This is a genomic window from Bacillus sp. JNUCC-22 (genome assembly GCF_018861275.1).
In the GTDB taxonomy this organism is placed as follows: Bacteria; Bacillota; Bacilli; order Bacillales; family Bacillaceae; genus Bacillus; species Bacillus velezensis.
Genome location: NZ_CP076408.1, coordinates 3,581,420 through 3,603,319, shown reverse-complemented (window position 1 = coordinate 3,603,319; position 21,900 = coordinate 3,581,420). Strand labels below are relative to the sequence as shown.

Here is a 21,900-nt window from a genome sequence, read left to right as displayed (position 1 = left end):
CTTTATAAGACAGATACAAAAAACTTTAAAAAGAACGTGTCCTACAATGTTGAAAAAATTGATACTTTAAAAGTATATACTGACTCATGGGATGTGAAGTTTAAAAAGAGTAATTCAAATAAGGTAACAATATCTGCTGAGGGGAAGCAGAAAAATAAGGATCCAGTTACATTTCAAGGAGATGGGGGGGATTTGTTCGTTAGTCAAAAAGAACAAAAGAATGGCGGCTTTTTGGATGGATTTACTTTTGGGAAGCGGGGCGGCACAATCTATATTAATGTTCCCGATTCAAGGATGAACAATATTGAAATAACCAATAAAGATGGGAATATACAATTAAGTGAAATTTCAGCTGAAAATATTGTCGTTGATAATCATTCCGGTGATGAAAAAATCAATAATGTTTCGGCTCATACTGGAAAGTTTTCATCCAAGGATGGGGCGTTAAGCGTTGAAAATAGTTCTTTTGAGAAATTAAATATAACATCTGCAAGCGGCGATAACGAGATGAAGGAAATACATAGTTCCAATGTAAAGGTTACTTCTAAAGATGGAGCGGTTTCAATCAAGGACATAACAGAAGGAAAATCTTTATCAGTAAATACGAAATCAGGAGGTATAGGTGTATCTTATAAAAAAGCGCCAACTTCACTTGCTGTTTTTGCTCAGAGTAATTCTGATGTAACGTTTGATCTAGATGGGCTTAATAAGAGCCATGATGGCGTAAAACTGAAAAAAGGTGAAATAGGCGCGGGAAGTAATAAAGTAAGTCTATCTAGTGAAGATGGTTCGATAAAGGTGAGATAAAAAGATAAAAAGAGAAAAACACAAGACAACAATTCCCGCTATTGAAGAATGGTTGTCTTATTTGTTTGTATTTAAAATGTTTTGGAATATTTATCTCCTTTTGTATAAAAAATAATCATAATGAGATTAATTATCTGTATAATGATTGAAATAAACAGTGAATTAAGAATATCAGTTTTATATTTAAGGAGCGGAAAGCTTGGGTTACAAAATATTAATTGTAGAAGACGACCAATTCATAAGCGATATGGTAAGCGAAAGCTTAACGAAAGAAGGGTTTGAAGTAACAGCAGCTTTTGATGGTGAAGAAGCTTTAGACATATTGAACAACCAAAAGTTTGAGGTTATATTGTTGGATTTAATGCTTCCGAAGATAGATGGGATGGAATGTTTAAGAATGATTCGTTCCAAAAGTATGGTTCCCGTTCTTATCATGTCTGCAAAAGATGAAGATGTAGATAAGGCACTTGGTCTCGGCCTCGGGGCTGATGATTATATTTCTAAACCTTTTTCTATGCTGGAGGTAATAGCCAGAATTAAAGCAACCATTAGAAGAGAAAGACACTATAAGAGCTCCCTGTCTTCAAAGGAAGAAAAAATCATTAAAATAGGTGATTTAAGTGTTGACCTGCATGGCTTTTCTGTTAAAAAATTCAATGAAAAGATTAATCTCACGGCAAAAGAATTTAATATTTTAAAACTCTTTATTTCTAATCCTTCACAAGTATATACTAAGTCTCAACTTTATAAATCCGTATGGGAAGATGAGTATCATGGAGATGAGAATGTAATTAATGTTCATATTAGACGGCTCAGAGAGAAAATTGAGGACGATCCATCTCATCCAATGTACATAAAAACTTTGTGGGGAATCGGTTATAAGTTGGGAGATTTTTGAATGTTTTATCTAGTGGTTATTTTATTCATATGCTCTGCAGCAGTAAATATATTTCTTTTCCGAAGCCGATTAAATCTAAGGACTGAGATTAAATATATAAGAAATAAACTTCGAAAAGTTGTTAATGAAGAGACAGGCGAAAGATTATTGCTTAACACGGAAGATAAATATATAAAATCCTTGTTAATTCAAATAAACCGTCTTTTAGACCATAATCAAAAGATCAAAGGGAACTACAATAGTATTGAACTGTCCATGCGAAAAATGTTATCAAATATTTCACACGATTTAAAGACGCCTTTAACAGTTATACTAGGTTATATTGAAATTATAAATAACGATAAAAGTCTGACTTCGGAAAAGGTTATGAGTTTACTAAAAACAGTTAATTTAAAAACGGTCGAGGTATTAGCGTTAATAAACCGTTTTTTTGAACTTGTAAAATTAGAGTCAGGAGATAAAAAATTAAATTCTTCACGAATTGACATATGTGAAGTCAGCCGAAAAATAATTTTGGATTACTACGAAATTTTAATCAGCAAAGAATTTGAAGTAGTGATTGATATACCCGATGATTCTATCTTTGTTAGCGGAGATGAAGAGGCAATTGAGAGGGTTCTGAATAATTTAATTACGAATGCAATTCAATATGGTTCCGATGGTAAGATGGTGGGTTTAAAGATCAGAATAACTGATAATGATGTTTTTGTAGAAATATCAGATAAAGGAAAAGGAATAAATGAAATGCATAAAGACCGTGTCTTTGAACGAATGTACACATTGGAGGACTCGAGAAATACCAATTATCAGGGAAGCGGATTGGGGCTGACGATTACTAAGAGATTAGTAGAGCAAATGGAAGGAAGTATATCTCTAAATAGTGTCCCCTTCAAAGAAACAACGTTTTCTGTACGTTTAAGACGTATTAAATTTTAATAAAAGCAGTGAGGTTTCTTCTATATACGTCTTCAAATCCCCTTTCTCTTTAATCTGAGAGGCTGACAACAGTCTCTTTTTTTACACACAAAAACCTGGCATGAATCTTGCATATAAAAAGGGGCGTAACGACAATGTGAAAGGGATTGATGGGTTTTGGTGTAAAAGCGCTTACATTTTGTTCTGCCGGTAATTGAAGCTTACACGTAAAATACGATGAGGTGATAAAACATGTCAGCCAACCCGCTTTCTAAAAGCAATCAGAAAGATGAAGAAAAAGAAGTTCTTAATTTGTTCTTGTCAACACAATCGATCATAAAAGAAGCCCTGCGCAAACTGGGCTATCCTGACAATATGTATGAACTGATGAAAGAGCCGATGCGGCTTTTAACCGTCCGCATCCCTGTCAAAATGGACAATGGCTCAGTACAGGTTTTCACGGGCTACCGCTCACAGCATAATGACGCAGTCGGCCCGACAAAAGGGGGCGTGCGGTTTCATCCGGAAGTCAGTGAAGAAGAGGTCAAGGCGCTTTCCATCTGGATGACTTTAAAATGCGGCATCACAAATCTTCCTTACGGGGGCGGAAAAGGCGGCATCATCTGTGATCCGCGGACGATGTCATTCGGAGAGCTGGAACGGCTGAGCCGCGGATATGTGCGTGCGATCAGCCAGATCGTCGGTCCGACAAAGGATATTCCGGCTCCCGACGTATATACCAACTCACAGATTATGGCATGGATGATGGACGAATACAGCCGCCTGAGAGAATTTGATTCACCGGGATTCATTACGGGCAAACCGATCGTTCTCGGCGGTTCACATGGGCGGGAGACAGCGACCGCGCAAGGCGTCACGATTTGTATTGAGGAAGCCGTTAAGAAAAAAGGGATTCCATTGGAAAATGCGCGGATCATCATTCAGGGGTTCGGAAATGCGGGGAGCTTTCTCGCTAAATTTATGCATGACGCCGGCGCCAAGGTGATCGGCATCTCAGACGCCCACGGCGCTTTGTATGATCCTGACGGCCTTGACATTGATTACCTGCTGGATAAGCGGGACAGCTTCGGCACGGTGACGAATCTCTTCTCGGATGTCATAACGAACCGGGAGCTGCTGGAAAAGGACTGTGATATTCTCGTGCCTGCCGCAATCTCCAATCAGATTACGGCTGAAAACGCCCATCACATTAAAGCTTCAATCATTGTGGAGGCGGCGAACGGGCCGACAACGATAGACGCCACGAAAATCCTGAATGAAAGAGGCGTACTTCTCGTGCCGGATATTTTGGCAAGCGCCGGCGGCGTGACGGTGTCTTATTTTGAATGGGTGCAAAATAATCAAGGCTTTTACTGGTCTGAGGAGGAAGTCGCCGGAAAACTGCGCAGCGTCATGGTGAATTCGTTTGAATCCATTTATCAGACAGCGCATACCCACAAAGTCGATATGCGTTTAGCCGCCTATATGACGGGCATCAGAAAGTCGGCTGAAGCGGCCCGGTTCCGCGGCTGGGTATAAGTGTTATCCGCAAAGAGATTTTGCATCAGTTATATAGCGGATCGCAAAATTTCTTTGCGTTTTCAGATTACAGCTGACAGATTCGGACAAGCTTCGTCCGCTTTCGGCAAAGATTTTCTTATTTTTATCACAAATTGCTATGCTGGTATGCTTCTTGCATCATCATAAAGCGTGAGCACACATTACAAAATACGGGGAGGAATTCTAATGACAGTTTCATACGCACACGAACCATTTACAAATTTTCAGGAAGAGACAAATAAACAATCGTTTCAGGAAGCGCTGGCTTATGTGAATTCACAGCTCGGCAAGCATTATCCGCTTATTATCAACGGTGAAGCGATTGAAACGGATAAAAAGATCATTTCCGTCAATCCGGCAGATAAAAAAGAAGTGATCGGTTCTGTATCGGCAGCCGGAAAAGAACTTGCGGAAAAGGCTATGCAGGCTGCGCTGCAGGCATTTCAAACATGGAAAAAAGCACGGCCGGAACACCGCGCGAATGTGCTGTTTAAAGCGGCGGCGATCATCCGCAGAAGAAAGCACGAATTCTCCGCGTATCTAGTGAAAGAAGCGGGAAAACCGTGGAAGGAAGCGGATGCTGATACGGCGGAAGCGATCGATTTTTTAGAGTATTATGCCCGCCAGATGCTGAAACTGAAAGACGGTTCCCCTGTAAAGAGCCGTGACGGAGAATATAATCAGTATCACTATGAGCCGCTTGGGGTGGGAATCGTCATTTCTCCATTCAACTTCCCGCTTGCGATCATGGCGGGAACGGCGGCGGCAGCCATCGTAACAGGCAACACGATACTGCTGAAACCGGCGGATGCGGCGCCTGTCGTGGCGGCGAAATTCGTTGAAGTGATGAAAGAAGCGGGCCTGCCGGACGGCGTGCTCCAATTCATACCGGGCGACGGAGGAGAAATCGGCGACTATCTGGTTGAGCATCCGAAGACGAGATTTGTGTCGTTTACAGGCTCCCGCGCGGTCGGATGCCGCATCTATGAACGCGCCGCAAAAGTACAGCCGGGCCAAAAGTGGCTGAAACGGGTCATTGCCGAAATGGGAGGGAAAGATACGGTGCTTGTAGACAGAGATGCTGATCTTGATCTTGCCGCTTCCTCAATCGTGTATTCCGCCTTCGGATTCTCAGGCCAAAAATGTTCAGCCGGTTCCCGTGCGGTCATTCATCAGGACGTCTATGATGAAGTTGTTGAAAAAGCCGTCGCTTTAACAAAATCACTCACCGTCGGAAGTCCGGAAGATTTTGATACATACATGGGGCCAGTCATCCACGAAGCATCTTATAATAAAGTCATGAGTTATATCGAAATCGGCAAAACAGAAGGAAAACTCCTGACGGGAGGCGAAGGTGATGATTCAAAAGGATACTTTATTCAGCCGACCATTTTTGCGGATGTTGATGAAAACGCCCGCCTGATGCAGGAGGAAATTTTCGGGCCGGTCGTCGCGATCTCAAAAGCCCGTGATTTCGACCATATGCTTGAGATTGCCAATAATACCGATTACGGACTGACGGGCGCTCTGTTATCGAAAACCCGCGCGCACATTGAACGCGCCCGCGAAGATTTTCACGTCGGGAATCTATACTTCAACCGCGGATGTACGGGAGCGATTGTCGGATACCAGCCGTTCGGCGGTTTCAATATGTCAGGAACCGATTCAAAAGCCGGAGGACCTGACTATCTGATTCTTCATATGCAGGCAAAAACAACGTCTGAAGCCTATTAATCTTTCGGAAATAGCGCGATGAAAAAGAGAGTCGCGCTATTTTCTCTATATGAGGGTAAGGAGGATGGAATATGTATCAGCAGCTCAGCAAAATGCTTCCGGAGGAGAAAATAGAAGCCATTACGAAATCACTGGTGGCGTTAAACAGCATCAACGGCACATTGGGAGAAGGAAAAAAAGCCGACTATATCAAAGATATGATTAAGAGCTTTCCCTACTTTCAGGAGAATCCCTCACATGTGTGGGAGCAGGCGATACCTGAGGACCCTTACGGCCGCAAAAATATTTTCGCATTTATTGAGGGAAACGGCGAAAGCCTGAATACGGTCATTTATCACGCTCATCTTGATACGGTCGGCATCGAGGATTTCGGCCCTTTAAAAGATATCGCTTTTGATTCCGACCGTCTCGCGGAATATTTCTCAAACTATGAATTTGATCGGGATGTGCAGCGGGACGCCCGCTCAGGCGAGTGGATGTTCGGAAGGGGTTCGGTTGATATGCAGAGCGGTATTGCCGTTCATCTCGCCAATCTGCTTCACTTTTCTGAACGGCGCGATCAGCTGCCGGGCCATATTCTGTTCATGGCAAACCCGGATGAAGAAAGCCAGCATTCCGGCATTTTAACCAGCATTTCTGAATTAAAACGGCTGAAACAAGAAAAGCAGCTTCGTTATTTAGCAGCGATTAATAACGATTTTATCACGCCGCTGTATGAGGGTGACACGACAAGGTACATCTACACGGGCGCGGCAGGGAAGCTTTTGCCTTGCTTTGCGATTTACGGGCGGGAGGTGCATGTCGGTGATACGCTGTCCGGCATCGACCCGAATTTGATCGCATCAGAAATCACCAGAAGAATTCACAACAATATTCATATGGCGGAAAACATTGAAGGGGAGCTTGTGCTTCCGCCGACCTGCCTGTACCAGCGTGACAATAAGGAAGCGTATAACGTGCAGACCGCCGTCAGCAGCTATGTCTATTTTAATTATTTTATTTACGAGAAAACAGCCAAAGAAGTCATGGATCAGCTGACTGCCGTGGCTGACGAAGCCTGCAGAGAGACAGAGTGGAAATTATCTGATTATTATGACGAATACTGCGAGAGAACGAGCCTGCCGAAAAAAGAGATGTCATGGAACGTTCAAGTGTACAGTCTGGAAGATTACCTGAAAAGGCTGAGAAACCGCGGGATAGACCCTGCACAGTGTATCGAGCAGACATTTAAAACATATGAACATCTTGAACTGCGGATGAGATGCTTTAAAGCCGTCGAGGAACTGCAAAAACTCGATCCTGAGCAGGGAGCCAAGGTCATTATTTTCTATGCGCCGCCTTACCTTCCGCACAATTATCTGAAAGAAGAGAGCACACGGGACCGGCTTTTGCAGCATGTCATTCAAGAAGCGGTCGATAAAACAGCGGCATCAACCGGAGAAACATTCGTCTTTAAAAAGTTTTTCCCTTATTTAGCGGACGGAAGCTTTTTATCGCTGCATGAAACAGACGAGGAGGTCTCCGCCTTTACCGATAATTTTCCGGGCTGGGATGTCATCGGGACGATTCCTTTTAAAGAAATCAGGGAATTGAATATTCCGTCGGTCAATATAGGGGTATACGGAAAGGACGGCCATAAATGGACGGAACGCGTGTACAAGCCGTACACATTCCATGTGCTGCCGGAACTCATTCAGCAGACAACAATGCACCTTTTGCACAGCTACCGATTAGACATACGCACAAATGGCTGACATAACAGAATAAGGGGGATGTATATGCAGGGAGATACCAATCAAACTGAATTGCAGCGCACGATGAAGGGCCGGCATTTGTTTATGATCGCCCTCGGCGGCGTGATCGGGACGGGGCTTTTTCTGGGCTCCGGTTTTACGATCAGTGAAGCGGGACCGATCGGCGCGATATTGGCTTATGTGATCGGCGGATTTTTAATGTATCTGGTGATGCTTTGTTTGGGGGAGCTCGCGGTCGCCATGCCGGTCGCAGGATCATTTCAAGCGTATGCCGCAAAGTTTCTCGGGCCGTCGACGGGTTTTACGATCGGATGGATGTACGCATTCAGCTGGGCCAATACAGTGGGGCTTGAACTGACGTCGGCGGGGATTTTAATGCAGCGGTGGTTTCCGGCCGTTCCGATTTGGGTGTGGTGCCTTGTATTCGGCGTCGTCATTTTTTCCATTAACGCGCTGTCTGCGCGGAGTTTTGCGGAAATGGAATTTTGGTTTTCCAGCATTAAGGTCATGGCCATTGTATTGTTTATTATTCTCGGCTGCGCTGCGGTATTCGGCTTTGTCGGTTTTAACGGCGGGCAGACGGCTCCGTATCTGTCAAACTTTACGACGGACAAAGGGCTTTTCCCGAACGGTGCCCAAGCCGTGCTATTTACCCTTGTCATGGTGAATTTTTCATTCCAGGGCACCGAGCTGGTCGGAATCGCCTCGGGAGAAAGCGAAAATCCGGAAAAGACGCTTCCCCGCTCAATTCGAAACGTCATATGGCGGACGCTGTTTTTCTTCGTGCTGGCGATGTTTGTTCTCGTGTCCATTTTGCCGTACCAAACGGCAGGCGTCATCGAAAGCCCGTTTGTGGCTGTGCTGGATAAAATCGGCGTTCCCTATGCGGCTGATATCATGAACTTTGTCATTCTGACCGCCATGCTGTCGGTGGCGAATTCCGGGCTGTACGCTTCGTCCAGAATGATGTGGTCCCTATCAAAAACTAAGATGGGCCCCGCTTCCTTAACGAAACTGACGAAAAAAGGCGTGCCTCTGAAAGCTCTTTCCATCACCATCGCCATCTCCGGTTTATCCCTGCTGACAAGTGTATTCGCGGCTGAAACGGTGTATGTGTGGCTCATTTCCATCTCCGGTATGATTACCGTCGTCGCGTGGATGTCAATCTGCGCTTCACAATTCGTTTTCCGAAGACGCTTTCTCGCTGAAGGAGGAAATCTGAAAGACCTTGCATTTAAAACGCCTCTTTATCCGATCGTGCCGATTCTCGGATTTTCGGTTTACGGTCTTATCTTAATCAGTCTCATCTTTATCCCCGACCAGCGTATCGGTCTGTACTGCGGCGTCCCGCTGATGATCATTTGTTACGCGTATTATCACTTCGGTATCAAAAAACGCCTGAAGCGTGAGCCGGCTTCTTCGGAAAAAGGCGCTGCCGGATAAGAAAAAAAGCCCTCCGCAAAAAGCGGCGGGCTTTACTTTGTTTTCCGTTTTGCCGACAGCACATAGGATAGAACGGCACAGAACTGAAAACCGAAAATGCTGACGGCCATCGGCCAGGCATTTTCTTCTCCGGCAATACCGACCAGGGGAGCGGCAGCCGCACCGCCGATAAAGGGCAGGAGTCCGAGAAGAGCTGCAGCGCTTCCCGCGCCTTTCTCCTGTTTCTGCATAGCCAGAGAAAATCCCGTCGTCGTGACGATCCCGACAGAAGAAACAATGATGAATAAAGAAATGCAGACCGCCGTCAGGCCTGAACCAAACGCAAGTGATAAAAGCAAAGCGATGCTTCCGATGACGGCGATCAACAGTCCGGAGACAAACAGCTTCCGTTCATCATGTGTTTTGGCCATCCGTCCGGTGATTTGAGTGGCGCATATGATTCCCGCACCGTTTACGGCGAACAGCAGGCTGAACATTTGCGCCGATACACCGTAGATGTTTTGCAGTACAAACGGCGATCCGGCAATATATGCGAACATGCCGGTCATCACAAATGCCTGGCTGAGCGCAAATCCCATAAACATCCGGTCGCCAAGCAGGCCGCGAAACGTCATCAGCGTCTCCCGGAGTCCGCCGCTTGTCCGCTTTTCCGGCGGGAGTGATTCAGGCAACGCCGTAAGCACGGCGGCAGAAATGATACAGCCGATCACCGCCAGCACGACAAATACGATTTTCCAGCCGGCGAACTGAAGGATAAATCCCCCTGTAATCGGCGCTAAAATCGGTGCCGCCCCATTGACGAGCATCAGTAATGAGAAAAAAGCCGTCAATTCTTTTCCGGAATACATATCGCGTGCGGACGCCCGTGCGATGACGATTCCGGCCGCCCCGGTGAATCCTTGAATAAACCTCATGACAATTAAAAACGAAACAGAAGGGCTGAAGGCGCATAATAAAGAAGACAGCGTATAAAGCAGCAATGACAGAATGAGCGGCTTCCGGCGCCCGATCATATCACTGAGCGGCCCGACAACGATCTGCCCGACCGCCAGCCCCAAAAGACAAAACGTCAGGCTCAGCTGCGCAAGTGACGCTGTCGTATGAAGATCGGCCGCCACCTCAGGCAAAGCGGGCAGATACATATCGAGCGAAAGCGGCCCGAATGAAGCGAGCGTCCCGAGAATCAGTACCATGCCGAGGCCTGCGCGGGCGGCCTTTGAATCAGCGTTATTCATTCCATGACCCCCACCTTAACAAATGATTCTATCACTATAGCATAACCAGACGGCGTATTTTATATCATTTATTGAATACAAACTAAATATTTTATTTAAAATCTGAATGTAAATAAAAAATTGGAATTAGTTTTCATGTGAAATGTAAAATGAAACATAAGGATGCTAAACTATAAAACAACAAAAGGTAGAAAAGTTTTACGGAAGAGGTGTTCAAAGAGCATGAACAGCAAACAAACCGATCACATCGAAACGAAACGCCGATTTCCGATCTGTCTCGCGCTTGCTTTGACATTAGGCGTATTTGCCGCCGGTTCTGAAGAGCTGGTGATTTCTCCGCTGCTTCCGGATTTAGCGCGGGCTTTCAGCTCGGATGTCAGTGTGCTGGCGCTTTCCATCAGTATTTACGGAGTGATGATTTTTATCGGCGCGCCGCTTCTCGTTCCGCTGGGAGATAAATATTCCCGGGAACTCAGCCTGATGACGGGGCTGCTTATATTTACGGCCGGCACGGTGATCTGCGCGTTGGCGCACAATCTCTTTTTCTTCTTTCTGGGCAGGGCGCTTTCCGGGCTTGCGGCGGGTGCGTTTGTGCCGACAGCTTATGCGGTGGTCGGCGACCGTGTGCCTTATGCGTACCGCGGCAAGGTGATGGGCCTGATCGTGTCAAGCTGGTCGCTCGCTTTGATTTTCGGCGTTCCGATCGGCTCTTTTATCGGCGGCGTTTTAAATTGGCGGTGGACGTTTTGGATTTTCGCCCTCATGTCTGTCCTCGTTGCTTCGCTCATTTTCATTGAGGCGCGCCGCAGCACGGCGGATGGGGATAAAACAGAAGAGGAAAACGGACGGCAGGCAGGCACTTTCCGGGATGCGCTGAAGGTGCCCCGTGTCCCTGTATACCTCACGATCACTTTTTGCAACATGATCGGTTTTTACGGCATGTATTCCTTTCTCGGCACATATCTTCACCGCGTGCTGCCGGGGGGAAATACAGCTTCAGGGCTGCTGATCATGGTGTACGGAATCGGTTTTTCCATGAGCGTGTTCACCGGAAAAATCGCAGATAAGGCGGGGAAAATGCGCTCTTTGATCGCGGCATTGGCCGTGATCAGCATATGGCTTTCCTGTCTCGCCTATGCGCCGTCATCAATGCCGTTTTTGGTTATCGGGTTATTCGTCTGGGGATTGATGCAAAGCCTGACGGTGACCTTGCTCAGCACCATTTTAAGTGATTGCTCACAGAGCCGCCGGGGCAAAATCATGGCATTTTACAGCCTGGCGTCCAATTTGGCCGTCACCTTGGGTTCTGCTGTCATGGGTCCGGTCTATGTCGGATACGGATATGCAGCTGTCGGATTTATTTGTGCGGCCGTCACCCTCATCGGCTTTGTCCTCAGCGTTTTCGCATACAGAAGGTATGGGAAATATGAGCATCAGGCCGACCAATCATTGTATCGGTAAAATAAAGTTTCTATAATTTTATAAATGTTAATTTTAACACCCTATGTCATAGGGTGTTTTCTAATATATAGGAATAATTATCAATATTTTCAAATAATATTGACAGCTTGAACATCTATGGATAATATTTACTTAAAATTTAACAGATTGGTTGGTGCTCATGATTATATTGGATAATAGCATTCAAACAAAAAGCAAGGCTTATTCAATATCTAAACTGATTACGATCAACACGCTCGGTCCTGAAGGGACAAGCAGTGAGTACGCAGCAAAAAACTTCATCACCAATTTTACCCTTCTCCAAGGGGTGAACAGCAAACTATCACTGCATGATACATTTGAATCGTGCATTGAAAAAACGCTTCAAAGTCCGCTGGAATACACAATTGTACCTCACGCGTATGACGGCATTAAGCACTTCTACATGAGACCGGATCTGCAGCTTCTGCAAATTTTCAGGTGCGACACCCCGATGTACGGCCTGGCTGTCCGGCCCGGTTTTAAATATACGGATGACATGCTTGATAAGACTGTCATCGTATCCCACCCGTCTCCTATCAATTTGATTAAGTATTTTACCCGTAAAGATGTCACGTTTGATCTGGTGAACTCGACGAGCGCAGCCGCGAAAAGAGTGAAGGACGGTTTGTCCGACATCGCGCTGACAAATGAGCTGGCCAGACAAAAGTACGGCCTTCACTTTGTCAAAACATTTAAAAGCATTCCCATGAGCTGGTCATTATTCGGAAAAGGAGAGATTCATGATGAAAACTGAACAAGATTTGCAGGAACTTTATTTCCCGACGCCTAAATTAATAGAATGGGATAACGGAGTAAGACAATATTCGTCTGTCAGAGGGGATACGGAAGTTCTGCTTTCTTACGTTCCGCCGCATACAAACGTGGAACCGCATCAGCATAAGGAAGTCCAAATCGGCCTTGTCGTTTCCGGCGAGCTGTCCATGACTGTCGGAGATGTCACAAGAAAGATGACAGCGCTGGAATCAGCCTATATCGCGCCTCCTAACGTACCTCACGGCGCAAGAAATGAGACGGATCAAGAAGTGATCGCCATTGATATCAAACGCCTGAAAGCCGGTGAAACCTACACAAGCCCCGAGGACTATTTTTTGAATATTTTTAAAACGAGAGACTTATTGCCTGGGATGGAAGTCACGTTCTTCGTGGAAGACTGGGTGGAAATCATGCTTGCCAACATTCCGGGCAACGGGGGAGAAATGCCGTTCCATAAACACCGCAATGAACAGATCGGCATTTGCATAGGCGGCGGCTATGATATGACCATTGAAGGCTGCAAAGTGGATATGACATTCGGCACAGCTTATTTCTGCGATCCGAGAGAAGATCACGGCGCCATCAACAGATTTGAAAAAGATTCAAAATCAGTCAATATCTTTTTCCCTCCGCGCTATAACAGAGCAAAAGCGAAAAAATTAGAGGCGAAAGAGTCATGAACCTGACGGATAAAACCGTCCTCATCACAGGGGGCGCATCAGGCATCGGTTATGCCGCGGTTCAGGCGTTTCTGAATCAGCAGGCGAATGTGGTCGTCGCGGATATTGATGAGGCGCAGGGAGAAGCGATGATCCGGAAAGAAAACAATGACAGGCTGCATTTTGTCCGGACGGATATTACAGATGAACCGGCATGTCAAAACGCCATCCGGTCAGCGGCGGACAAGTTCGGCGGATTGGACGTGTTAATCAATAACGCCGGCATCGAAATTGTCGCCCCGATTCATGAGATGGAGCTGAGCGATTGGGACAAGGTGCTCAACGTCAATCTGACGGGCATGTTTCTTATGAGCAAGCACGCGCTCAAGTATATGCTCAAAAGCGGCAAGGGCAATATCATTAACACGTGCTCCGTCGGAGGAGTCGTTGCATGGCCCGACATTCCCGCATATAACGCCTCTAAAGGCGGCGTATTGCAGCTGACGCGTTCGATGGCCGTCGATTACGCCAAACACAACATCCGCGTCAATTGCGTGTGCCCGGGAATCATTGACACACCTTTGAATGAAAAGTCGTTCCTTGAAAACAACGAAGGCACGCTTGAAGAAATCAAAAAAGAAAAAGCGAAAGTCAATCCGCTGCTGAGACTCGGCAAGCCTGAAGAAATAGCGAACGTCATGCTGTTTCTCGCGTCGGATTTATCAAGCTATATGACCGGAAGCGCGATCACCGCAGACGGTGGATACACCGCACAATAGAGAAGGAGTGTTTACATATGGAGAGAAAAACAGTATTGGTTATCGCTGACCTTGGGGGATGCCCGCCGCATATGTTTTATAAAAGCGCTGCTGAAAAATACAACCTTGTCAGCTTTATTCCAAGGCCTTTTGCAATTACAGCCTCTCATGCAGCCTTGATTGAAAAATACTCGGTCGCGGTCATTAAAGATAAAGACTATTTTAAGAGTCTGGCTGATTTTGAGCATCCCGATTCGATTTACTGGGCTCATGAAGATCATGACAAACCTGAGGAAGAAGTAGTCGAAGAAATCGTCAAGGTGGCCGGCATGTTCGCGGTTGACGCCATTACGACCAACAATGAACTGTTTATCGCTCCGATGGCAAAAGCGTGTGAACGTCTCGGCCTGCGGGGAGCGGGCGTACAGGCAGCTGAAAATGCCAGAGATAAAAACAAAATGAGAGCCGCCTTCAACCAGGCCGGCGTCAAGTCTATCAAAAACAAACGGGTGACGACGCTGGAAGATTTCCGCGCCGCGCTTCAGGAAATCGGAACGCCGCTCATTCTGAAGCCTACATATCTGGCGAGCTCCATCGGCGTGACGCTTATCAAAGAGATGGAAACGGCAGAAGCCGAATTTAACAGAGTCAATGAATACCTAAAGTCGATCAACGTACCGAAAGCGGTCACGTTTGAAGCGCCGTTTATCGCGGAAGAGTTTTTGCAGGGCGAGTATGACGACTGGTACGAAACAAGCGGTTATTCCGACTATATCAGCATAGAAGGCATCATGGCCGACGGGGAATACTTCCCCGTCGCGATTCATGATAAAACACCGCAAATCGGATTCACGGAGACATCGCATATTACGCCGTCCATCCTGGATGATGACGCGAAGCGGAAAATCGTCGAAGCAGCCAAAAAGGCGAATGAAGGACTAGGCCTCGAAAACTGCGCAACACATACAGAAATAAAATTAATGAAAAACCGGGAAGCCGGACTGATTGAATCAGCGGCACGATTTGCGGGCTGGAACATGATTCCGAATATTAAAAAGGTCTTCGGCGTCGATATGGCGCAGCTGTTATTGGATGTTCTCTGTTTCGGAAAAGAAGCCGATCTGCCGAAAGGATTATTGGAGCAGGAGCCATGCTATGTCGCCGATTGCCACTTGTATCCTCAGCATTTCAAAGAGAACGGCCAGCTGCCTGAGACGGCTGTCGATTTCGTCATTGAAAGCATTGACATTCCCGATGGCGTCTTAAAGGGAGACACCGAACTCGTTTCTTTCTCAGCGGCCGAAGCGGGTACATCCGTCGATCTGCGGCTGTTCGAAGCGTTCAACAGCATTGCGGCGTTTGAGCTGAAAGGAAGCAATTCGGGTGACGTGGCCGAATCAATCAAACAAATTCAGCAGCAGGCGAAGCTGACTGCAAAGTATGCGTTACCGGTATGAAACAGCTGAAACCGAACTCTAAGTATTTGCTTTTCGGGCAGGCGCTTTCGTTTATGGGAGACTATTGCGTTCTCCCGGCCCTGCTCATTTTGTCTACATACTATCACGACTACTGGGTGACGTCCGGCGTCATCGCGGTCCGCAGTATTCCGATGGTGTTTCAGCCGTTTTTAGGCGTGCTCGTGGACCGGCTCGACAGGGTGAAAATCATGCTGTGGACGGATGTGATCAGAGGTGTCATCTTTTTGGGGCTGACATTTCTCCCGAAAGGCGAATATCCGCTGCTTTTTCTGGCGCTGCTGTTTGTTTCTTACGGAAGCGGCGTGTTTTTTAACCCGGCACGTCTCGCGGTCATGTCGTCTTTAGAAGCGGATATTAAAAATATCAACACTTTGTTTGCAAAAGCCACGACGATTTCGATTATTGTCGGCGCTGCAGCCGGCGGACTTTTTCTGTTGGGCGGTTCTGTGGAGCTTGCCGTCGCGTTTAACGGGGTGACCTATCTTGTCTCCGCGTTTTTCATCAGCCGCATTAAGCTTCAATACGTGCCGATTCAGTCAGAAAACGTGAGAGAAGCTTTTCAGTCGTTTAAAGAAGGCCTGAAGGAAATCAAAACAAATGCTTTTGTGTTAAACGCCATGTTCACGATGATTACGATGGCGCTTTTGTGGGGTGTCGTCTACAGCTATTTCCCGATTGTCAGCCGCTTTTTAGGCGACGGGGAAATCGGCAATTTCATCCTGACGTTCTGTATCGGCTTCGGCGGCTTTATCGGCGCCGCTCTTGTCAGCAAATGGGGCTTTAACAACAATAAAGGGCTGATGTATTTTACAGTGTTATCGATCGTCTCGCTTGCGCTGTTTTTGTTTACCCCGATTTTCGCCGTGTCAGTCATTGCCGCCATTCTTTTCTTTATCGCAATGGAATACGGTGAGGTGCTGGCAAAGGTCAAAGTTCAGGAGAACGCGGCGAACCAGATTCAGGGCCGGATCTTTTCGGTGGCGGAGGCATCCATCGGATTGTGCATCGCCGTCGGTTCCATGCTGATCAACATTGTAGACGCGGCAGTCATCATGGCGTTTATCGTCCTTTTGGTCAGCGGGCTGTTTCTGCATACAAAACTGGTCAATAAATCCTTTTCAGAACGGAATAACGAATCAGAGCAAATTCATTTATAAGGAGCCTTTCAGATGGAAATCATACCGTCCGACGTCATCAAGACACTTCCGAAACAGGAATTTTCGCTCGTTTTTCAAAAGGTAAAAGAGATGGAGAAAACGGGAGCGCAGATTATTAACCTCGGGCAGGGGAATCCCGATCTCCCCACACCGCCGCATATCGTTGAAACATTGCGGGAGGCTGCGCTGAATCCTTCGTATCACGGATACGGCCCGTTCAGAGGCTATCCGTTTCTGAAAGAAGCCATCGCGGAATTTTATGAGAGAGAGTATGGGGTATCGGTCAATCCGGAGACAGAAGTCGCGCTGTTCGGCGGAGGGAAAGCTGGTTTGTACGTTTTGACGCAATGCCTGCTGAACCCTGGCGATATCGCCTTAGTCCCGAACCCCGGCTACCCTGAGTATTTATCGGGAATCACAATGGCCAGAGCGGAGCTGCATGAGATGCCGCTTCATCCGAAAAACGGCTATTTGCCGGATTTTGAGCGGATTGATCCCGCCGTCCTGAAAAAAGCCAAGCTGATGTTTTTGAATTACCCGAATAACCCGACGGGCGCGACTGCGGATCAGGCGTTTTATGAAAAAGCGGCAGCGTTTGCAAAAAAACATGACATCCACCTTATTCACGATTTTGCATACGGCGCGTTCGAATTTGATCAGAACCCGGCCAGCTTTCTTCAGGCGAAAGAAGCGAAAACGGTCGGCGCGGAGCTTTATTCATTTTCGAAAACCTTCAATATGGCAGGCTGGAGAATGGCATTTGCCGTGGGGAATGAAAAAATCATTCAGGCGGTCAATGAGTTTCAGGATCACGTCTTCGTCGGCATGTTCGGCGGTCTTCAGCAGGCGGCAGCGGCGGCGCTGTCAGGAAATCCTGAGCATACCGAGCGTCTGAAGCGCACATATAAAGAACGGATTGACTTTTTCACGGCGTTATGTGAAAAGGAATTAGGCTGGAGCATTGAAAAACCGAAAGGGACTTTTTATGTCTGGGCTGAAATTCCGAATGAATTCGAGTCTTCACACCAGTTTTCGGACTATCTGCTGGAGCATGCCCATGTTGTCGTGACGCCCGGCGAGATTTTCGGCAGCGGCGGAAAGCGTTATGTCAGAATATCAATGGTGGCCAAGCAGGGCGATTTGAGGGAATTCGTGCTGCGGATTCAAAAGCTCGGTTTGTCCTTTCCTTCATTACAAGAAACATCCCGCTGAGAGCGGGATGTTTTTATTATATGCTTTTCATGCTGCCGCCGTCGGCTGACACTTGCTGTCCGGTAATATAGGAAGCTTCTTCAGAGGCAAGAAAGGCAGCCAGCGCCGCGGTTTCTTCCGCAGTTCCGACACGCTTCATCGGGACGTCTGAGGCAATCCGTTCTTCCGCTTCCGCTTTAGAAATGCCGTTTTGCTTCATGACATTCTTCACGAATTGGTGATAACGGTCTGTGGCGATAAACCCGGGATTCAGACAGTTGACAGTAATGTGAAAAGGCGCAAGCTGAATGGCGATGTTTTTGCTGGCATTAATTAAAGCGGCGTTCATCATGCTGTTGGTAAACATATTGGCGCCGGGTTCTTTCCATAGGTTTCCGACGATATTAATGATTCTGCCGAATTCGTGCTGTTTCATGATTGCTGCGGCCGTTTTCATAGAGTCGATATAGGCGATCGTTTTATTCGTAAAGGTATTTGTCATATCCTCTATATCACAGTTTTCAAAGGTATCCGGCGAGCCGCCCGGAATGTTGTTGATCAATACATCAAGCCGTCCGCATTGTGATCTGATCTCTTCAAAAATGCCGGCTCTTGTCTTCTGGTCCGACATATCCCCGGCCAGAACGGTGACGCCCGCATCCGGATGTTTGGCGAGGATCTCTTCTTTTACCGATTCGATATTTTCGGGAACTCGTGAATTAATGACGGTATGAAAGCCATTGTCCGCCAGTTTCAGAGCGATCGCTTTGCCGATCCCCTGACTGGCTCCCATAATAAACGCGGTTCGTTTTGACAACTGTCTGCACCCCTTTACCAAAATGGAATCTCCTTTACATCGTAAAAAAAAATGATGAAAATAGCAAATTTTATTTAAATTCTGACAAAGAAAAAACCCGCCGGACAGGCGGGTGGTTGTTACACGTGCAAAAACTTCGGAAGCGTGTCGAGGGACAAGCGGTTTCCGACAAAAAATGAACCGAATTCGCCGTAGCGCGCGCTGACTTCATCAAAGCGCATTTCGTAAACAAGTTTTTTGAACTGAAGCACATCATCGCTGAAGAGCGTGACGCCCCATTCGTAATCGTCAAAACCGACAGATCCCGTGATAATCTGTTTGACTTTGCCGGCATAGCTCCGTCCGATCAAGCCGTGGCTTCTCATCAGGTTTCTGCGTTCATCCATAGAAAGCATGTACCAGTTGTCATTGCCGCTTCTTCTTTTATCCATCGGATAGAAGCAGACGTATTTCGCTTCCGGCAGCTCAGGATACAGGCGGGCGCGGACATGCGGATTTTCATACGGATCGCCTTCTCCGCTTGCGAGGTAGTTGCTCAGCTCAACCACCGACACGTATGAATAAGCCGGGATTGTAAATTGAGCAAGCTTTGATTTGTTAAATTCAAGCTCGATTTCGTTCAGCTCTTCCATTGTCGGGCGAAGAATCATCAGCATAAAATCAGCTTTCTGTCCGACGATGCTGTAGATGGTTTGCGAGCCTTTGCCTTCTTTTTGGGCGACGCCCCATTTTTCAAGCAGTCCCGTAAATTCGTGAATAATCGACAGGCGCTCATCGCTGGATAACATCTTCCATGACGTCCAGTCCATTGTGCGGAAATCGTGAAGCGCGTACCAGCCGTCAAGCGTTTGGGCGGCTTCGTTCGTTTTTTGCTGCTCACTCATGTATCTTCACTCCTATATCTTTTCATTGATGCCTTCACTATATCACAGTTTAACCGTTTCGGCTGTGGAGAAACCTTGAATAATCCGAAGCCTTGTGTCAGAAACTAAGCCGTGAAACAAACCGTCAATTAAATTAGTTAGAAAAATAAGATTTCTTTTTGAAAGCGCTATAATAGAAGTTGGTTATTTGAATTTAGCTGGAAGAAGAGTATGCTGTAAAAGTAAGCGTTTTTTGTCAACATAGAGGAGGGTATATCGTGGCAGATTTATTTACAAAAGTACAAGAAAAAGTCGCAGGAAAAGATGTGAAAATCGTATTTCCTGAAGGGTTGGACGAACGTATCCTGGTTGCGGTCAACAACTTGGCGGGCAACAAGGTATTAAAGCCGATCGTAGTCGGCAATAAAGAAGACATTCAAGCAAAAGCGAAAGAATTAAATCTTACGCTTGACGGCGTGGACATTTTTGACCCGCATACATATGAAGGCATGGAAGAACTCGTTCAGGCTTTCGTAGAACGCCGCAAAGGCAAAGCGACGGAAGAACAGGCCCGCAAAGCTTTGCTGGACGAAAACTATTTCGGCACGATGCTTGTCTACAAAGGTCTCGCAGACGGACTTGTCAGCGGAGCTGCACATTCTACTGCTGATACGGTGCGCCCTGCACTGCAAATCATCAAAACAAAAGAAGGCGTGAAAAAAACATCAGGCGTCTTCATCATGGCCCGCGGTGACGAGCAGTATGTGTTCGCTGATTGCGCGATCAACATTTCTCCTGACAGCCAGGACCTTGCCGAAATCGCCATTGAAAGCGCCAATACGGCTCAAATGTTTGACATTGACCCGCGCGTTGCCATGCTCAGCTTCTCTACAAAAGGATCGGCGAAATCAGACGAGACGGACAAAGTGGCTGAAGCCGTGAAAATTGCGAAGGAAAAAGCGCCTGAGCTTACGCTTGACGGCGAATTCCAATTCGACGCTGCATTTGTGCCGTCTGTCGCGGAGAAAAAAGCGCCGGACTCCGACATTAAAGGAGACGCGAATGTATTTGTATTCCCAAGCCTTGAAGCAGGAAACATCGGCTACAAAATCGCTCAGCGCTTAGGCGGCTTTGAAGCGGTCGGACCGATTCTGCAAGGATTGAATATGCCTGTAAACGATCTTTCCAGAGGATGTAATGCGGAAGACGTCTACAATCTTGCGTTAATTACGGCTGCTCAAGCGCTGTAATCCGCAAAAGCCGGCCTTTACGAGGGCCGGCTTTTTTTATAGAAAAAACGTCACTGCGGCCCAGCCGAACAGGGACAAACAGAGAGAACCGATCAAGCCTGCTGCGAGCGCCCGCCAGCCGTTATGACGAAACGCCGATATATGGACTTTCAAACCGAGACCCGCCATCGCCATGCCGATGAAAACATAAGACACTTGAACAAGAAACGCGGAAAACGAGGCTGAAATAACGCCTGATGTATGGATGGCGCTCATTCCGAGAAATCCGAAGATAAACCAAGGGATGGGGAGCGAAGCGGCAGAAGCCGTCTTTGACTTTCCGCTGCGGCGCGCCCGCATTCCGAGCATGAATGCGGCCGGGACGAGCAGCGCGACCCGGGTCAGTTTGACGATCACCGCCATCTCGACGGCTGCTTTTCCTCCGGCGCTGCCGGCCGCCGCCGCATGCGCCACCTCGTGAAGCGTTGCCCCGCAAAAGGCTCCGTAAGCCGCAGGAGAAAAGCCCAATCCATGATAAGCAAGAGAATATACAATAGTAAAAACGGTTCCTAATAACGAAACGGCGGCCGCGCTGATGGCGGCTGCATTTTCATTTGATCTGATCTGCGGCGCGATCGCGGCAATGGCAGCCGCTCCGCAGATCGCTGTGCCGCAGGCTGTCAGCGTGCTGAGTGTCTGATCTATACGGAACAGCCGGGACAGTCCGTATACAACGGCACCCGCAAACATCATACAGCAGACGGCAATTGCAAATACGTGCCAGCCCGCATGATAGATATCCGCCAGATTCAGTCTCATGCCAAGCAGGATGATGCCTGCTTTCAGCAAGTATTTGCCTGAGAACGCGATCCCCGGCTCTAATGCCGCCCGCTGTCCGAATACGGCGCGCCAGAGCATGCCGATCAGCATTGCAAGGACAAGCATTCCGAGCATTTGCAAAAACGGCAGGAGGCTGACATAGAAAGCCGCAAACGCAATTCCTGCGGTAACTGAAACACCTTTTACCATCTTCATCTCAGTCACTTCCCATTATCTTGATAACTCCACTTTACTGCGGTCTTAATCATTAGTAAAATATATTTATATGATCTAAACGATTAGGAAAAATAATGATTAGGGGCGATG

The 21,900-nt window shown here is 47.1% G+C and carries 19 protein-coding genes; 15 read left to right on the top strand and 4 right to left on the bottom strand.

Going from position 1 to position 21,900, the window contains the following annotated elements:
- Positions 1 to 36 precede the first annotated feature (36 nt).
- From JNUCC22_RS17675 to JNUCC22_RS17645, 7 genes are all read left to right on the top strand, one after another.
- The gene (locus JNUCC22_RS17675; RefSeq protein WP_252729708.1) at positions 37 to 807 is read left to right on the top strand and encodes a DUF4097 family beta strand repeat-containing protein; all 771 of its coding nucleotides are present in this window, start codon (positions 37 to 39) and stop codon (positions 805 to 807) included.
- Positions 808 to 1,006: 199 nt separating this feature from the next.
- Positions 1,007 to 1,705: a response regulator transcription factor gene (locus JNUCC22_RS17670; protein ID WP_007614500.1), complete on the top strand. Its 699-nt coding sequence runs from the start codon at positions 1,007 to 1,009 to the stop codon at positions 1,703 to 1,705.
- Complete coding sequence (locus tag JNUCC22_RS17665; protein ID WP_216061959.1) at positions 1,706 to 2,641, top strand: sensor histidine kinase; 936 nt, start codon at positions 1,706 to 1,708, stop codon at positions 2,639 to 2,641.
- A gap of 231 nt (positions 2,642 to 2,872) precedes the next feature.
- The gene (locus JNUCC22_RS17660) at positions 2,873 to 4,159 is read left to right on the top strand and encodes a Glu/Leu/Phe/Val family dehydrogenase (protein WP_007614496.1); all 1,287 of its coding nucleotides are present in this window, start codon (positions 2,873 to 2,875) and stop codon (positions 4,157 to 4,159) included.
- A 207-nt stretch (positions 4,160 to 4,366) separates the two neighbouring features.
- The gene (gene pruA / locus JNUCC22_RS17655; protein ID WP_216061958.1) at positions 4,367 to 5,914 is read left to right on the top strand and encodes an L-glutamate gamma-semialdehyde dehydrogenase; all 1,548 of its coding nucleotides are present in this window, start codon (positions 4,367 to 4,369) and stop codon (positions 5,912 to 5,914) included.
- A 71-nt stretch (positions 5,915 to 5,985) separates the two neighbouring features.
- Positions 5,986 to 7,668 (top strand): M20 family metallopeptidase, encoded by a 1,683-nt coding sequence (locus JNUCC22_RS17650; RefSeq protein ID WP_216061957.1) that lies wholly within the window; start codon positions 5,986 to 5,988, stop codon positions 7,666 to 7,668.
- A 24-nt stretch (positions 7,669 to 7,692) separates the two neighbouring features.
- Positions 7,693 to 9,111 carry an amino acid permease gene (locus JNUCC22_RS17645; RefSeq protein ID WP_012118711.1) on the top strand — a complete coding sequence of 473 codons (1,419 nt, stop codon included), beginning with the start codon at positions 7,693 to 7,695 and terminating at the stop codon, positions 9,109 to 9,111.
- 32 nt (positions 9,112 to 9,143) lie between these two features.
- Here JNUCC22_RS17645 and JNUCC22_RS17640 read toward each other — a convergent pair whose 3' ends face one another.
- Complete coding sequence (locus tag JNUCC22_RS17640) at positions 9,144 to 10,346, bottom strand: multidrug effflux MFS transporter (protein WP_015240794.1); 1,203 nt, start codon at positions 10,344 to 10,346, stop codon at positions 9,144 to 9,146.
- 222 nt (positions 10,347 to 10,568) lie between these two features.
- Between JNUCC22_RS17640 and JNUCC22_RS17635 the strand changes: the two genes are divergently transcribed.
- From JNUCC22_RS17635 to JNUCC22_RS17605, 7 genes are all read left to right on the top strand, one after another.
- On the top strand, positions 10,569 to 11,807 hold the full coding sequence (locus tag JNUCC22_RS17635; protein WP_007407675.1) for an MFS transporter: 1,239 nt from the start codon (positions 10,569 to 10,571) through the stop codon (positions 11,805 to 11,807).
- A 160-nt stretch (positions 11,808 to 11,967) separates the two neighbouring features.
- Positions 11,968 to 12,582 (top strand): prephenate decarboxylase, encoded by a 615-nt coding sequence (locus JNUCC22_RS17630; protein ID WP_038460245.1) that lies wholly within the window; start codon positions 11,968 to 11,970, stop codon positions 12,580 to 12,582.
- Entirely contained in the window at positions 12,572 to 13,282 is a 711-nt protein-coding gene (locus JNUCC22_RS17625) for a 3-((4R)-4-hydroxycyclohexa-1,5-dien-1-yl)-2-oxopropanoate isomerase (RefSeq protein WP_003151000.1), read from the top strand. Before JNUCC22_RS17630 ends, JNUCC22_RS17625 begins: the two co-directional genes overlap by 11 nt.
- A complete protein-coding gene (bacC, locus tag JNUCC22_RS17620) occupies positions 13,279 to 14,040 on the top strand; it encodes a dihydroanticapsin 7-dehydrogenase (RefSeq protein ID WP_007614483.1) in 762 nt (253 codons plus the stop codon). Before JNUCC22_RS17625 ends, bacC begins: the two co-directional genes overlap by 4 nt.
- Before the next feature lie 17 nt (positions 14,041 to 14,057).
- A complete protein-coding gene (locus JNUCC22_RS17615) occupies positions 14,058 to 15,476 on the top strand; it encodes an alanine--anticapsin ligase (RefSeq protein ID WP_216061956.1) in 1,419 nt (472 codons plus the stop codon).
- Positions 15,473 to 16,654, top strand: coding sequence for a bacilysin exporter BacE (locus JNUCC22_RS17610; RefSeq protein WP_007407671.1), 1,182 nt, complete (start codon positions 15,473 to 15,475; stop codon positions 16,652 to 16,654). Before JNUCC22_RS17615 ends, JNUCC22_RS17610 begins: the two co-directional genes overlap by 4 nt.
- 12 nt (positions 16,655 to 16,666) lie before the next feature.
- On the top strand, positions 16,667 to 17,866 hold the full coding sequence (locus tag JNUCC22_RS17605; RefSeq protein WP_216061955.1) for a transaminase BacF: 1,200 nt from the start codon (positions 16,667 to 16,669) through the stop codon (positions 17,864 to 17,866).
- Between the two features lie 16 nt (positions 17,867 to 17,882).
- Here JNUCC22_RS17605 and JNUCC22_RS17600 read toward each other — a convergent pair whose 3' ends face one another.
- Complete coding sequence (locus tag JNUCC22_RS17600) at positions 17,883 to 18,662, bottom strand: NADPH-dependent reductase BacG (protein ID WP_044802448.1); 780 nt, start codon at positions 18,660 to 18,662, stop codon at positions 17,883 to 17,885.
- A gap of 119 nt (positions 18,663 to 18,781) precedes the next feature.
- Complete coding sequence (gene hemQ / locus JNUCC22_RS17595) at positions 18,782 to 19,546, bottom strand: hydrogen peroxide-dependent heme synthase (protein WP_216061954.1); 765 nt, start codon at positions 19,544 to 19,546, stop codon at positions 18,782 to 18,784.
- A 257-nt stretch (positions 19,547 to 19,803) separates the two neighbouring features.
- Here hemQ and pta point away from each other — a divergent pair, with 257 nt between their 5' ends.
- Positions 19,804 to 20,775 (top strand): phosphate acetyltransferase, encoded by a 972-nt coding sequence (pta, locus tag JNUCC22_RS17590; protein ID WP_007407668.1) that lies wholly within the window; start codon positions 19,804 to 19,806, stop codon positions 20,773 to 20,775.
- 36 nt (positions 20,776 to 20,811) lie between these two features.
- On the opposite strand, the gene JNUCC22_RS17585 is transcribed toward pta, so the two are convergent.
- The gene (locus JNUCC22_RS17585; RefSeq protein ID WP_216061953.1) at positions 20,812 to 21,789 is read right to left on the bottom strand and encodes a YeiH family protein; all 978 of its coding nucleotides are present in this window, start codon (positions 21,787 to 21,789) and stop codon (positions 20,812 to 20,814) included.
- Positions 21,790 to 21,900 lie beyond the last annotated feature (111 nt).

Excerpts from the sequence above, each read along its gene's own strand:
- JNUCC22_RS17665 (WP_216061959.1), top strand. The coding sequence starts at position 1,706 with ATGTTTTATCTAGTGGTTATTTTATTCATATGCTCTGCAGCAGTAAAT.
- JNUCC22_RS17660 (WP_007614496.1), top strand. The coding sequence starts at position 2,873 with ATGTCAGCCAACCCGCTTTCTAAAAGCAATCAGAAAGATGAAGAAAAA.
- pruA (WP_216061958.1), top strand. The coding sequence starts at position 4,367 with ATGACAGTTTCATACGCACACGAACCATTTACAAATTTTCAGGAAGAG.
- JNUCC22_RS17650 (WP_216061957.1), top strand. The coding sequence starts at position 5,986 with ATGTATCAGCAGCTCAGCAAAATGCTTCCGGAGGAGAAAATAGAAGCC.
- JNUCC22_RS17645 (WP_012118711.1), top strand. The coding sequence starts at position 7,693 with ATGCAGGGAGATACCAATCAAACTGAATTGCAGCGCACGATGAAGGGC.
- JNUCC22_RS17640 (WP_015240794.1), bottom strand. The coding sequence starts at position 10,346 with ATGAATAACGCTGATTCAAAGGCCGCCCGCGCAGGCCTCGGCATGGTA.
- JNUCC22_RS17635 (WP_007407675.1), top strand. The coding sequence starts at position 10,569 with ATGAACAGCAAACAAACCGATCACATCGAAACGAAACGCCGATTTCCG.
- JNUCC22_RS17630 (WP_038460245.1), top strand. The coding sequence starts at position 11,968 with ATGATTATATTGGATAATAGCATTCAAACAAAAAGCAAGGCTTATTCA.
- JNUCC22_RS17625 (WP_003151000.1), top strand. The coding sequence starts at position 12,572 with ATGAAAACTGAACAAGATTTGCAGGAACTTTATTTCCCGACGCCTAAA.
- bacC (WP_007614483.1), top strand. The coding sequence starts at position 13,279 with ATGAACCTGACGGATAAAACCGTCCTCATCACAGGGGGCGCATCAGGC.
- JNUCC22_RS17615 (WP_216061956.1), top strand. The coding sequence starts at position 14,058 with ATGGAGAGAAAAACAGTATTGGTTATCGCTGACCTTGGGGGATGCCCG.
- JNUCC22_RS17610 (WP_007407671.1), top strand. The coding sequence starts at position 15,473 with ATGAAACAGCTGAAACCGAACTCTAAGTATTTGCTTTTCGGGCAGGCG.
- JNUCC22_RS17605 (WP_216061955.1), top strand. The coding sequence starts at position 16,667 with ATGGAAATCATACCGTCCGACGTCATCAAGACACTTCCGAAACAGGAA.
- hemQ (WP_216061954.1), bottom strand. The coding sequence starts at position 19,546 with ATGAGTGAGCAGCAAAAAACGAACGAAGCCGCCCAAACGCTTGACGGC.
- JNUCC22_RS17585 (WP_216061953.1), bottom strand. The coding sequence starts at position 21,789 with ATGAAGATGGTAAAAGGTGTTTCAGTTACCGCAGGAATTGCGTTTGCG.